This is a genomic window from Acidicapsa dinghuensis (assembly GCF_025685685.1).
GTDB lineage: Bacteria > Acidobacteriota > Terriglobia > Terriglobales > Acidobacteriaceae > Acidicapsa > Acidicapsa dinghuensis.
Genome location: NZ_JAGSYH010000006.1, coordinates 166,464 through 180,450, shown reverse-complemented (window position 1 = coordinate 180,450; position 13,987 = coordinate 166,464). Strand labels below are relative to the sequence as shown.

Here is a 13,987-nt window from a genome sequence, read left to right as displayed (position 1 = left end):
CATTGCCAGGCATATCCACAAAGTAAAAGGGCCTTCCTTCGAGGAGGGCCCTTTGGCGTATCGGTCAAACAACTACGCGATTAGAAGTGATAGGCTACGCCGACTACCGGATTGTTGATGTTGTAATAGCGATTGGTCGCAAGCGGGCTGTAGCCAAAATCCGGAACTTTTGTGACGAAGCCACGATATTCCGCGCGAATATCGAAACTCGGGCTAATCTCATAGGCAATACCGCCACCATAGACAGCCCCAATCGTTGTCTGCGACTTCACATCGAGGGTTGTCGTGGCCAGATTGCGGATGTTGCCCCAGAAAAGTCCGCCGCCGCCAGCTTCAACAAAGGGGTTCCAATTACGGAAGTTGAAGCTAAAAACATACGCGACAGAAACTTCCTGTGTCCGGGCATTGACCTGGTAGTTATAGGTTGGGGCTACATAGTGCAGAGAATTCTGCGTAAACGCATAGTTGGCTTCTACGGCTCCGCGCGGCGTGAGTTGGAAACGGTAGCTAATTAAGCCACCGAGGCCACGTTTAGCAGCTACCTTCACATCGGTAGAGCTGTTGACATACGGCTCCAGCATACCGGATCCGCTGATGCTGACATCCTGACGGCTTTCCTGGGCGCGGCCTGCGATTGTGAATACAGTCAGCAGGAGTGCAAGTAGAGCAAATTTCTTCATTCGGTCGTGAACCTCGCGACTGCCCGGCAAAAGCCTCTCGGCCAAAACGGAGCATGTCTATCGTTTCGATCTCGTCGATCGCGTCTTCAAATGGCGCTGGTGCTTGTTTGCGCTGCTTTCAGCATTGTAACTGGCCGGAACGGGCTTACCGGACGATCCGGAACGGTTGTTGGCGAAATTGACGTCTGTGCCAATAGACGCAGCCGGGAGCATGATGAAAGCGAGCATGGACAGGTATCGTTTATTGACTGGGCTCTTTCGCAATCGAGCCCAAATGTAGAGAATTCTGGAGTCGATTAAATCAGCATCGCCGCAAGCGGCTGACCTGCGGTCCGAGTAGTGTCCGAAGGGTGAGGCCGATTCTGCGCGTGACAAGGACATGGCATGCAACTGGCAGCACCACACTCCATCTGGCTCGGCGAGTTTATGGGCACCTTTATCCTTCTTCTGCTGGGCAACGGCGTTAATGCCAGCGTAAGCCTGCGCAAGACCTATGCCGAAAACGCGGGCTGGATGGTGGTCACGACCGGGTGGGCGATCGCCGTGCTCTGTGGCGTGCTCACCGCTCAGGCTTTCGGGAGTGCAGGCGCACACCTTAACCCGGCCATTACGCTGGCAGGCGCGATTTTCAGCGGCGACTTCTCGCAGATTCCTGTCTACTGGTCGGCCCAGATTCTGGGAGCTATGACGGGGGCGACGCTCGTTTGGCTGTTCTTTTATCCGCACTGGGAAATTACCGAGAGCCATGGAGCCAAGCTGGGTGTCTTTTGCACTAGCCCGGCTATCCCGCACCTGCCCTCCAACCTTCTCGGAGAGGCGACTGGCACCTTTGTTTTGGTGCTGGTGGCCAGTGCAATCGGTTCCCACGGCGTCTCCCCGACCGGTCCGGCTGCTGGAATAGGACCGTGGCTCGTGGGCAGCCTGGTCTGGGGCATCGGTCTTTCGCTTGGTTCCACCACTGGGTACGCCATCAACCCCGCGCGCGACTTCGGTCCCAGGCTCATTCACTTCCTGCTGCCCATCGCAGGCAAGGGGCCATCGAACTGGCGATACTCATGGATACCGATCGTAGGGGATTTCACTGGCGCCGTGCTCTGCGGTTTGCTACTGCGGTGGGCTCATTTCTCCGCATGATGTGCAAATGGGATATGTGCGAAACCTGTCGCTGAGGATATTTCGCTTTTTATTCGCCTATAATGTTGCTATGACGACTGCCGGCTGCAGGCGCGAAGTGGATCTCTCGCAAATAGGCCGATATTGCTCGTAGCCAGCAGTCTGATTCTGGCGATTCGCACAGCCCGCTGGCCGCGCATCCAGCTCGATGGTGCTTGCTCACACGATATAGAACACGAAATTGAGCAGTCCATAACAATTGCCCATCACATCTTTGCTCATTTGTTGACGAAGTCTCCGTTCCTTTTTCCGCACAGAGATGTTCCGTCACAGGAATCAAACGATTCGCTCCCAGAATAGAGATCTCGAAAAAAATGCGGATGGTTGAGCCATCCGCATTCGTGATTCATCTTTGGAAACCGGCAGGTTTTTACCAGCCGTGGCCTTCATGAGCCTCTTCAGTCGGCGTAAAGGAAACGCCGCGCAGGACCTCACCCCAGCCAGCTGACCGCACGGTAACGAACTTCTCCTTCGCCGTCTGTGCTGAGGTGGTGTTGCTCAGTTTGTCGGTGATGGCCACCAGTTTGTTTGGATCGGCACCTTGATCACCGCTTCCGCTTACAGTGGAAGTGATCGCCCAGATGGTTACCGTTCCATCCCAGTTGACCCGGCCGGTGATATTGCGCAAACCGTCGGTTGCTGGCGCCCATGGCAGCCCACTTCCACCTGCACCGCTGTTGGTTCCCGTCGGATATCCCTTTACCGTGTAAGGTGTTCCGATGTTGAGCCCATTGGTAAGCGTATAAGCCAGGCTCCAGCTTCCAGTTGAAGCATTGAAGACCCACTTCTGTAACCCACCGGTGGACCCGCTCGCATGCGTGTACAGATCTGTTCCGCCGTTGTAGCCGTCGCCTTCGTCTGCCACATAGAGGGTGTTGGCATCGGCAAACCAAATGCCAAATGGATAATTCAGACCTGTCGTGCTCTTGGCCAACAGGGTTGGAAATCCATTAAGGATACACATATTGCTGGAGAGCCCGTCTGTCGTTACGGTCGAAGGATCGTAAACGATGGACGAGGTTGGCAGCGCCGCTCCGGCTACTGGAACGCCAGTTCCCTTCGGGCAGGCAGTGCCGGTTGTATCCACGAAGTAGACCGTGTTAACGCCGTTGCTGCCGCTGCCCTTGGTGTAATACAGCACATTGTTGAAAATGGTCATGCCGCGGAAGTTGTCGTCCTTACCGATCTTGTCCTTCTTATCGCTAAGCTGAGTAACGTTAAAGCTGGCCACCGGAGTCGGCAGGCCGGGATCCTGCGCATCCTCCGGAGCCTTCAGCGCTGGAATCAACTGCGCGCCTGCTCCAAGCACCACACCCTCCGGCTGAGGATTGCTGCCGTTGCCTGCATTGCCAGCGGTGTAAACCAGATCGAGACCATCCTTATCGTTCAGGATGGCAGCGCGTCCATTGTTGCCGCTGTAGGCGTTTGTCTCAGTGAAGTGTAAGTGGCCCTTCGCATCCAGAGTTGCTACGGCGCGATAATAGGCTTCGCCTACGGGATTTGTGGGATCGACCGCCAGCGGCGTATTCGAATTCGAAGCGTCAATCGTATTTACCGGAGCGACGTAATCGATGAAGGTCAGGTACTTGCCGCTTGTGGAGAGATTCAGCGCGCCTTCGGACTTCGAGCTGAAGCTGGTCACAAGCTGATCGCTGGACGAGGTAACGCCATGCTGCAGGCTGTTTGGAAGCTCGAGCGTACTGATTGACCAGCCTTCCGGAGTGATCTGGTCGAGATACAACCGGGAGGTAATCCCGAAGCTGCCGTCATACGAGTCATTGTTGAAGACATACGGATACAGCCCGTTGTTTGTGGCGCCTGTACTGGCCGAACATCCCCCTTGCGTGTTGGCGCAGTTGGGCGGCAAAATTTCGCCCACCGTTACATTGGAAGCCTTGTTGTCATACACACTGCGGCTCACCACGAGATTGTTTGGGTAAAGACGGAAATGAGAATCATCATCGTGACGCTGCTGAGCCTGCACCGCGGTGCTGCCTGCCAGCGATGCCACGGCTAATGTAAGAACGCTTCCGTTCAACCAGAACTGGCGAATTTGCCGGTTCCACTTCACTGCTGTCATGGATCGTCTCCTTTATGCGAACGCAAGCGGGGAACTTTGTCGCGCAAAGGATGCTAACAACGGCCTGTGAATCCAAGGTTACAGAATGCGATCCTTATGATTTTTTAAGAAGATGTTCAACACGATCACTCCGCACGCAGCATTTTTGCTGGATCAACTCGCGCCGCGCGCAGAACGGCCGGAAGTGCTGAGAATGCGGCTGCCGCTAATAGCACTAGAACAGGCATAATCAACGTCGCCGGATCGTTCCCCTTCACTCCATAAAGCAGCGACTGGATGTACTTCGCGGCCAGGAGTCCGAGCACCAAGCCCACTGCTCCACCAGCAATCACCATGGCGAAGACCTCAGACGTAACCAGCCGGGCGATATTGGCAATCCTTGCTCCGAGAGCGATGCGAATGCCAAATTCACGCTGGCGCTGCAGCACAGAGTAATGCAACACACCATACAGACCGATACCTGCCAGCAGCAGAGCTACTCCGGCAAAGAACACCGCCAGCATCGCAAGCAGCCGTTCGCGGATCGTCTGATCGCGCACCAGTTCCATCTGCGTGCGGATATTGCTTACCCGTAGTTCTGGATGCTCCTGATGGATTCTCTGTCTCAGCAGAGACGCTAGTGCCGTTGGCGCTGCGCCCTCCGTACGCACAACGAATGTACCTTCCGTTGAGCCCTGCACGACTCCCGATGCATCGATTTCATGCCTCGGGATAAAGGCTACCGGTAACGTTGGCTCTCGCAGGCTGCGATATGGTGCATCGCGGACCATCCCCACAATCTGATAGTGCACAGTCCGTGATTCTCTCGCGAAGGTTTTGCCTACCGGGTTTTCGCCGTGAAAAAACGTCTTTGCGAAGGTTTCATTCACGATCGCTGCGCCCGGTGTCGTATCTCCATTGCGAAAGTCCCTTCCATCGATCAATGGCATACGCATTGTACGAATCCAGTCCGGAGAAACCTCCAGAAAATGCGAGACGATCGGCCCAGGAGGTGCGCCATTGATGGAGATGAAGTTATTCCACGAATTGCCTCCCAGTAGTGGTGCGGCGCATAGAGCGGCATCTTCGACGCCTGAAACTCCACGCAGGCCTTCGACCGCCTGATCCCAGACTGACGCTGGCTGCTCCCGCTGCGCGACAGTATCGAGCAACAATAGATTTTCCGGCTCGAAACCAAGCGGCTTGTGCGCCAGCCTTTGGAACGTCGTCACAAATAACCCGGCAATGAAGACGACGACAAAGCAGAAGGCCACCTGCGCGCCGATCATGACGTACATGCCTCTGCGCCTGCCATGCGGGTCCTCGCCACCTTTGAGCGCGTTCACGGGCTTGACTGCCGAAGCTCGCAACGCAGGAGCCAAGCCAAAGAGCAGAACAACTACAACGACCAGCAAGAGCCCGAATCCGAGAACGCGCCAGTCTCCAGGCAGCATCAGGCGTGCCGGGTCATCTGGCGGATTAATCATACTGACAACAAGCGGAGCCGACCACCAGGCAAACGCCGCTGCCAGCAGTGAAGCGAGCACTGCCATCATCACACTCTCGGTGAGCACCATCCGCACAAGCCGCAAGCGGCCCGCGCCGATCGAGACACGTAATGCCATCTCCTGCGCGCGAGTCGCAGCTTGTGCCGTCATTAGATTCGCCACGTTGGCGCATGCAATCAGCAGCACCAGAGCTACCAGAACACCAATCACACCGAGCGCGCGGCGATACTGGTCTTGCAACTCCGAAACCCCAGCGCCGGCAGGTATCATCGTCAGTTTCTCGCTGAGAATGGCCGTCATAATGCTGTTCGGCAGATCCTTGAAACTTTTTGCTCGTTCCGTTTCAAAGGCGAGGCTAATCGCGCTCATCTTTGCCGTCAAAGGACCGAGCGCCACGCCCGGATGCACAATTGCTAGTGTTCTCATCCAGGCTGCGTCTTTCCGCGTTACCAATGGATTCATCATTATTGGCAGAAAAACATCTGTAAGAGTTCCCGGATCGGTACCGGTAAATGGGAGATCCACTACTCCCACGATCTGATAGAGATCGGAACCTATACGCAGACTGCGACCAATCACTTTCGGATCGCGGCCAAACCGGCGCTGCCAATAGTCATAGGAAAGCACGGCATAGGGGCTTGCTTTCGGTACGCGATCGTCGTTTTCGTCCAATAGCCGTCCAAGAGCAGGCCGCAGGCCGAATGCCCCAAACATTGAGCCGGAGACGTACTGCACATGCGCCTTCTCCATGTCGTCATCTGAACCGTAAGTAAGATCGGTGCGCTCCGCGGGAGACACCGCAAGGAGTTGCGCATGATCTTTCACCGCATCCCGCATCAGCTGATACGAGGGATAAGCCCACGAATCGTATCTGTAAGGAGCACCATTGATCGCAGTTTCACGCCAGATATCGTATAACCGATCTGCATGGGCCACAGGCAATGGCCGCCACAACAGTGCATCCATCAGCCGGAAGGCAGATGTACAGGCGCCAATCGCAAGCGCCAGCGAGAGAATCGCGGCAGCCGATGTCACTCTGTTGCGCTTCAACTGCCGCCAGCCGAAGATCACATCCGCACGCAACGAATCAAGCCAGCCAATCACTCGCGTCTGATGGCCTTCTTCGCGGTGCCGCACATGTGTGCCCAATGCGCGCCGCGCTTCGCTTTCATCGCGCCCTGTAGCTATAGCTTCTTCGACATGCAATTCGAACTCTTCGGCAATCTCGCGATTCAAGCGATCGCCGCGAAAGACATTCGCAACTCGTGACCACCATGACATATTCACGCTCCCATCCACGGGATAAAACAAAGAGACAACTTCCGGCTTATGTTTTATTATTCAGCCCGCAGCATCGTCGCCGGATCGATGCGCGCTGCCCTAATCACCGCAGGCATCGCAGAAAGCACCACAGCCATCAGGAGCACCAAGGCAGGAACAGCCAGCATCGCCGGATCATTGCCCTTGACCTGATACAGCAGAGACTGCACGTATCGCACGAGCATCAATCCGAGCGCCCAGCCCGCGATTCCTCCTGCCACCACCATCACCAGGACTTGTGCCGTCACTATCCGCACAACATGCCCCAGCCGCGCGCCCAGCGCAATTCGCACGCCAATCTCACGCTCCCGTTGCAACACCGCGTAGTTCAACACTCCGTACAATCCGATAGCAGCCAGCAACAAAGCCAGACTGGCAAAAAAGAGCGCCAGCGATGCTAATAGACGCTCGCGAATGGTTTGCGCATTCACCAACTCGGTCTGGGTTTGGATCGTGCTTACGCGAAACTCGGGATCGATCCTCGTCATAGCTTTCCGTAGTGTTTCCGACAAGAGGATCGAGTCATCGCTTGCCGTTCGCACAACGATAGTCACCCCCTGCATCGGTTGTAATGTCGCGGCTGACAAAGTTTGCGCTGAGATCGGCGTGTCCGCTCGAAGATTAGCGGCGCGATGGAGTGGCACATAGGCCTGCGGCAATATTTTCTCGCGGAGATCGCGATACACCACATCGCCTGCAAGGCCCACAATCTCATACTGCGCATTCACTCTGTCCGGACCTCTCGTCTCGAACGTGCGCCCCACTGGATTGGCTCCGTTGAAGTACTGCTTCGCAAAGGCTTCATTCACGATCGCTACACTCGGGCTTGTATCGCTATCGCGGAAGTCTCTGCCGGCGACCATTGGAATACGCATCGTTTCCAGCCACCCCGGCGAAACCCGCAGAAAAAAGGCGAGTACGTCACTCGGCGCAGCACCGTTGACTGAGATGTGATCGTTGCGCATCGTGCCGCTCATCAGTGGCCAATCCTCAAGCGCTGTTGTCTCGACTCCCGGCACAGTCCGCAAAGCTGCAGCCATCTGGTCCCACTTCACGGGCGGCTCAGGATGCTGCGTGACGGTATCAAGCACCAGCACCCGTCTGGGCGAAAACCCGATCGGCTGCTTCGTCAACTTGCTCAATGTCGTCGCAAATAGTCCCGCGACGAACAGCACAACAAAACAGAACGCTACTTGCGCTGCGATCAACGCATACATGGATCTCTTCTTCGCAACCGGCTCGTCTCCGCCTTTTAGTGCATGCACTGGTTTCACACCCGAGGCGCGAAGAGCTGGCAGCAGGCCAAACAGCAGTGTCACGCCGATCGCCATCGCCAGCCCGAAACCAATCACCATCCAGTCCGCCGGTAGCACCAGCCTTGCCGGATTGTCTGGCGGATTGATTTTGCTTACTACGAACGGCGTAGCCCGCCACGCGAACAGAAGCCCAAGACCCGCCGCAATCAGCCCCAGCATCGCGCTCTCTACCATCACCATTTGAACGAGCCGCCAGCGTCCCGAGCCAATCGAGACACGCAACGCCATCTCGCGTGCACGCGCCGCCGCTTGCGCCGACATGAGATTAGCTACATTCGCACAGGCAATCAGCAGTACCATTCCCACCAGCACGCAGAGCACAGTCAACGCAGAACCGTAATCGGCTTGCATACTTGAAGCCCCTTCCGCTGCGGACTTCAACACCAGATGCTCCCGCGGGAATGTATCGAGCAGGTATTTCGGAAAATTGATAAATGTCTTCGCTCGATTCTTCTCCCACACGCGAAAAACTGCGTCCATCTTGCCGGCCAGGCTCCGGACATCCACACACGGCTTCACTCGTACAAATATCCGCAACCAGAAGGAGTTGGCGTTGTTGACTGATCCAGCTTCCATCATGGTCGGCACAAACATGTCGGTCATCGTGCCGGGCTCTGTGCCGGTGAATCCCTTCGACGCCACCCCGACAATTTCATAGACTGCGCCGTCCATGTGGAGCCGACGCCCAATCACCTGTGAATCCTTCCCGAAGCGTCGCGTCCAGTAGTCATACGAGAGCACCGCATAAGGCTCAGCCCCTGGTACTCGATCATCGTCTTCCGCGAGCAGCCTGCCGAGAACCGGTCGCAGTCCAAGGTTCGAAAATAGGCTGCCGGATACGGATTGACGATATGCCTTCTCCATCTCCGCGTCCGAACCATACGTCAAATCGACATGGCTCACGTATGACACGGCTGACAGATCTGCCTGCTCCATCACCGCCTTGCGCATCTCCCGGAACATGGGATAGGAGTTGCTGTCCCAGCTCTCCGGGGCCTTCGTCTTGGCATCGAAGCCATGGTACGAAATCGCATAGAGGCTCGCCGGGGCGCTTACCGGCATCGGACGCAAAAACATCGCATCCACCAGCCGGAACGCTGACGTACAAGCTCCGATCGCCAGCGCGAGAGAAAGTATCGCCGCGCCCGTCGTCACCTTGCGCTTCATCAACTGGCGCCAGCCGAAGATTGCGTCAGCGCACAGTGAATCGAGCCATCCGATCACGCGCGCCTGATGGCCTTCTTCGCGATGCCGCGCATACGTACCCAGCGCACGCCGTGCCTCGCGCTCACTACGCCCCGAAGCAACAGCCTCTGCAACATGCGACTCGAACTCTTCGGAAATCTCGCGATTCAACCGATCCCCGCGGAAAACATTCGCAACTCGCGACCATAACGACATGTTCACTCTCCCATCCACAGGACAAAACAAAGAGACAACTTCCGGCTTATGTTTTATTCAGCCCGCAGCATCGTCGCCGGATCGATGCGCGTGGCCCTCAACACTGCCGGCAAAGCCGACAACAAAACCGCTGCAAAAAGCACCAGAGCAGGCGCGGCCATCGTGATCGGATCGCTTCCCTTCACGCCATACAAGAGAGACTGCACATATCGTGCCGCGATCAGTCCGAGCGCACAACCTGCTAGTGCTCCTGTGGCCACCATCGCGAAGATCTGAGCCGTCACAATCCGCGTGACATGGCCAAGCCTCGCCCCGAGCGCGATGCGCACGCCTATCTCTCGCTCTCGCTGCAGCACCGAGTAGCTCAGCACGCCATAGAGCCCAACGGCTGCCAGAAGCAGAGCAACTACTGCAAAAAATGCTGCAAGATTTGCCAGGAGCCGCTCACGAATTGTCTGCGCGCGGACGAGTTCCATCTGTGTTTCCACGTCGCCGACGCGCAGCTCAGGCTCGCTCTGTTCCACTGTGTGTCGCAGGGTCGCCGTCAGCACTGAAGGATCGGTAACCGATGTGCGAACGACCAATGTTGCACTGTCCCACGACGATCCCAATGCATCAGTGTGCAGCGGAAGGTAGACTGCCGGCGACATCGGCTCATGCACATTTTTGGCGGCAACGTCCGCGACCCAACCTACAATCTCATGTCGATCGGGCGTACCGTTGAATCCGAGCGTTGTAAACCACTGGCCCACTGGATCGCGTCCGCCAAAGTACTGTTGAGCAAATGCACGATTCACCAGCACGGCGTGCGCTCTTGCATCCTCGGCCTGCAAATCACGCCCATCCAGCAACGCGATCTTCATCGTCTTAATCCAGCCCGGTGATATGCCGAGAAAGTTCGACGAAACATTCGTCGGCGGTGCACCCTTCATCGAAATCAGCTCGTTGTCGTTCATTCCGCCAAGCAGCGGCCATCCCTCCAGAGCTACCAACTCAACCCCGGGCTGAGCCTTTATTCGCTCCAGCAGAGGCTGCCAATCAATCACGTGCTTGTTGTCTTTCTTTAAGGTATTCAGTAGCAACACGCGCTCCGGAGCAAACCCCAACGGTCGCTCCGACAATCGGCGGAAGGTCGTCACGAAGAGAAAGCTGAGAAAGAGCACCACAAAGCAGAAAGCCGTCTGCGCGCCAATCACCAGATACATTCCTCGACGTCGTGCCATTGGATCGTCGCCGCCCTTGAGTGCGCTTGCTGGTTTGATCTTTGAAGCACGGAAGGCCGGTCCCAGCCCAAACAATAGTGTTGTGCCAAGCGCCAAGAACGATCCAAACGCCAACACGTTCCAACCTCCGCCAAACACCAGACGCACCGGATCGTCCGCGTGGCCGATGCTGCGAACCACAAAGGGCGCAGCCCAGAACGCAAAGAGCGCACCTGCCACTGTGGCCAGCCCAGCTAAGATTGCGCTTTCCGCCAGAATCATCTGCGCCAGGCGCAGTCTTCCGGAGCCAATTGAAATCCGCAGCGCCATCTCTCGCGAACGCGCTGACGAGCGCGCTGCAATCAGATTCGCCACATTCGCGCATGCAATCAGCAGCATCAGTACTACCAGCAGACCGAGCACCGTCAATGGAACTCGATAATCGTCCTGCATCTGCGAAACGCCTGTGCCAGCAGGCCTCAACAGCAGCTTCTCTCGCGGATAGCCTATGAGTAGTTCTTTCGGAATGTTCGTCCACGCCTTCGCCCGCTCCTGCTCAAAGGCGCGATAAACCGCATACATCTGCTGACGTACCGGCTCAATGGCTATTCCTGACCTGGGTAGCACAAAAACCCTAAGCCACCCATCGCCGGCCTCTCGCACTCCCTGCACATTCATTGCTGTCGGAACAAAAACATCCGGCATCTTTCCCGGTTCCGTCCCCGTAAATCCGCGATCCGAAACGCCCACGATCCGATAGAGATCGTCCCCCATGCGAAAACTCTTGCCAATCACTCCCGGATCTCGTCCAAACCGGCTCGACCAATATCCATACGAAATCACCGCATATGGTTCAGCCCCTTGCACGCGATCATCATCCTCGGTCAGCAATCGCCCGAGCGCCGGCCTCAGCCCGAACGCGGCAAACATCCAGCCGGAAACATGCTGCACATAGGCCTTTTCCATTTCCGCGTCTGAGCTAAAGGTGATGTCATTCCGGTGCGCAGGCTCCATCGCAATCAGCTCCGCCTGTCCCGCAACCGCCGCACGCATCTTCATGAACACTGGATACGACATCGTGTCCCAGATGAACGGCTTGCCTTGAAAAGTGACTCCATCCAGCCGAACCGCATAGAGCCGCTCCGAATTCTGAATCGGCAGTGGCCGAAGAAATAGCGCGTTAACCAACCGAAAGGCAGCGCCACACGCGCCGATGCCCAGCGCAAGCGACAGCACAGCCGCCACGCTTGTTGTCTTGTGCTTCCACAACTGACGCCAGCCAAAGATCGCATCGGCCCGCAGTGAATCGAGCCATCCAATGACACGCACCTGGTGGCCTTCTTTGCGATGACGAACGTAGGTTCCCAGCGCGCGCCGCGCCTCACGCTCGTTACGCCCCGCAGCAACAGCCTCTTCAATATGCGTCTCAAACTCTTCCGCAATCTCGCAATTCACACGATCGCTGCGAAAGACGTTGACGATGCGCGTCCAGACTGACATCTCACACCGTCCTCAGCACCTGGTTGATTGCAGCAGTAGCCGCATGCCAGCGCGACTCTTCCAGACCCAGCTGCTTGCGGCCTGCTGCGGTGAGTTCGTAAACGCGCGCTCTTCGGCCGGTGTCGTTTTTGATCCACTCCGCGCGAATCCACCCCGCTTCCTCCATCCGGTAAAGCGCCGGATAGAGCGATCCTTCTTCAATCCGCAGCAGGTCGTCCGAGGCATCCTTCACAGCCGTCATGATGCCGTAGCCATGAGTGCGCGGACGGCGCTCCAGAATCTTCAGTACCAGCAAATCGAGCGAACCTTGCAAAGCGTCGGGTTTTTTCATACGTAGACAGCTATATATAGACAGCTATATTTGCGTGTCAAGAAAAATTTCCCGCCACAACCCTGCAAAACGGCACAGTTCTTTGAAACTCCTGCGCGTAAATCCCGTCACATGGCAGGGTTCATCCGTCTTCACAATCCAAATTCCCTGCTGGAGGATTCATTCATGGAAAAGTTCACCCTGCTTGCGCGGCTCGAAGCCAAGCCCGGAAAAGAAAAGGAGCTTGAGAATTTCCTGAAGTCGGCGCTGCCGCTGGCGCAGGCTGAAGAAGGCACCATCGGCTGGTATGCGCTTAAAATTGCTCCCAACGTCTTCGGCATTTTCGATACCTTCGCTGACGAAGAGGCGCGTCAAGCTCACCTCAATGGCGAAATTGCCAAAGCGCTTATCGCAAAGGCAGACGAGTTACTAGCCATTCCGCCGAACATTGAGAAAGTTGAGATTCTCGCGTCTAAATAAGTGCACAGCAATATCAACCGGCTTCCCGGAACCACACATGCACTGGAAACTTGCGGCATCCATCGCGCTCGGCTCACTCCTGTTCCTGATGGAACCGCACGCGACTCCGCAAAGCTCACCCGGCCCTTCACCAGAGCAACATCATGGCCCATGGTGGGCACCATCAATCGCTTCCACAGAGACCATCCACGCCGGCGGTGCCGAAATTCAGGTTGACTTCGCAGCGGGCGCGCTCGATCTCACGCCGGCCCAGATCCTGCCCTGGGTGCAACGCGCCGTTCGCGCTATTACGGTCTATTACGGCCGCTTTCCTGTCTCACGCGCTCGCGTGCTCATCCTTCCGGTAGCTGATCGTAAAGGCGTGATGCAGGGCACAACCTGGGGCGACATGCACGGTGTTCCCGGCTTCACGCGCGTCCGATTAGGCCAGCACACAACTGTTCAGGATCTGAACGAAGACTGGATGATGACGCACGAGCTTGACCACATGGCCTTTCCTTCCATGCCCGACGACCAGCACTGGATGGAAGAGGGCCTCGCGACCTACATCGAGCCAATCGCCCGTGTTCAGGCAGGTGAACTCACGGCAGCGCAGATATGGAACGACATGCTGGATGGCATGCCCAAGGGCGAGCCGCAGCCAGGCGATCAGGGCCTTGACCGCACGCACACATGGGGCCGCACGTATTGGGGTGGTGCGCTCTTCTGCCTTGTCGCCGACGTCGAAATTCGCAGGCAAACCAGCAACCGCAAGGGCCTGCAGGACGCGCTGCGGGCCATCATTGCCAGCGGCGGCACTATAGATCACGACTGGACGTTGCCGCAGGCGCTCTCGATTGGCGATCAAGCGACCGGTACTCATGTGCTCACAGAGCAGTACAAGCAATGGAGCCAGTCGCCTTCGCCTGTCGATCTGCCAAAGTTCTGGAAAGAACTGGGCGTGGCTCACGGATCTGACGGTGCCGTCTTCGATTCTCATGCATCAATGGCAGCCATTCGAGAAGCCATCACGAGAGCGCCACAGCAGCGCGATTGACT

Annotated in this window: 9 protein-coding genes; 3 read left to right on the top strand and 6 right to left on the bottom strand. The window is 56.8% G+C overall.

Annotated features, from left to right (window positions below; all coding sequences use genetic code 11):
• Positions 1-80 precede the first annotated feature (80 nt).
• Positions 81-680 carry an outer membrane protein gene (locus OHL22_RS18925; RefSeq protein WP_263340932.1) on the bottom strand — a complete coding sequence of 200 codons (600 nt, stop codon included), beginning with the start codon at positions 678-680 and terminating at the stop codon, positions 81-83.
• Between the two features lie 384 nt (positions 681-1,064).
• Between OHL22_RS18925 and OHL22_RS18920 the strand changes: the two genes are divergently transcribed.
• A complete protein-coding gene (locus OHL22_RS18920) occupies positions 1,065-1,814 on the top strand; it encodes an MIP/aquaporin family protein (RefSeq protein ID WP_263340931.1) in 750 nt (249 codons plus the stop codon).
• Between the two features lie 409 nt (positions 1,815-2,223).
• On the opposite strand, the gene OHL22_RS18915 is transcribed toward OHL22_RS18920, so the two are convergent.
• The 5 genes from OHL22_RS18915 to OHL22_RS18895 all read right to left on the bottom strand — a co-directional run bounded on the left by OHL22_RS18915 (position 2,224) and on the right by OHL22_RS18895 (position 12,490).
• Entirely contained in the window at positions 2,224-3,933 is a 1,710-nt protein-coding gene (locus OHL22_RS18915; RefSeq protein ID WP_263340929.1) for a hypothetical protein, read from the bottom strand.
• A gap of 125 nt (positions 3,934-4,058) precedes the next feature.
• Positions 4,059-6,701 (bottom strand): ADOP family duplicated permease, encoded by a 2,643-nt coding sequence (locus OHL22_RS18910; protein ID WP_263340926.1) that lies wholly within the window; start codon positions 6,699-6,701, stop codon positions 4,059-4,061.
• 56 nt (positions 6,702-6,757) lie between these two features.
• On the bottom strand, positions 6,758-9,457 hold the full coding sequence (locus OHL22_RS18905) for an ABC transporter permease (RefSeq protein WP_263340900.1): 2,700 nt from the start codon (positions 9,455-9,457) through the stop codon (positions 6,758-6,760).
• A 53-nt stretch (positions 9,458-9,510) separates the two neighbouring features.
• Positions 9,511-12,159: an ADOP family duplicated permease gene (locus OHL22_RS18900; protein ID WP_263340897.1), complete on the bottom strand. Its 2,649-nt coding sequence runs from the start codon at positions 12,157-12,159 to the stop codon at positions 9,511-9,513.
• Between the two features lies 1 nt (position 12,160).
• On the bottom strand, positions 12,161-12,490 hold the full coding sequence (locus OHL22_RS18895; protein ID WP_263340891.1) for a PadR family transcriptional regulator: 330 nt from the start codon (positions 12,488-12,490) through the stop codon (positions 12,161-12,163).
• Between the two features lie 165 nt (positions 12,491-12,655).
• On the opposite strand from OHL22_RS18895, the gene OHL22_RS18890 reads away from it, so the two are divergent.
• Both OHL22_RS18890 and OHL22_RS18885 read left to right on the top strand, forming a co-directional pair.
• The gene (locus OHL22_RS18890) at positions 12,656-12,949 is read left to right on the top strand and encodes a putative quinol monooxygenase (RefSeq protein ID WP_263340888.1); all 294 of its coding nucleotides are present in this window, start codon (positions 12,656-12,658) and stop codon (positions 12,947-12,949) included.
• A 37-nt stretch (positions 12,950-12,986) separates the two neighbouring features.
• Positions 12,987-13,985 carry a gluzincin family metallopeptidase gene (locus OHL22_RS18885; RefSeq protein ID WP_263340886.1) on the top strand — a complete coding sequence of 333 codons (999 nt, stop codon included), beginning with the start codon at positions 12,987-12,989 and terminating at the stop codon, positions 13,983-13,985.
• Positions 13,986-13,987: the final 2 nt, after the last annotated feature.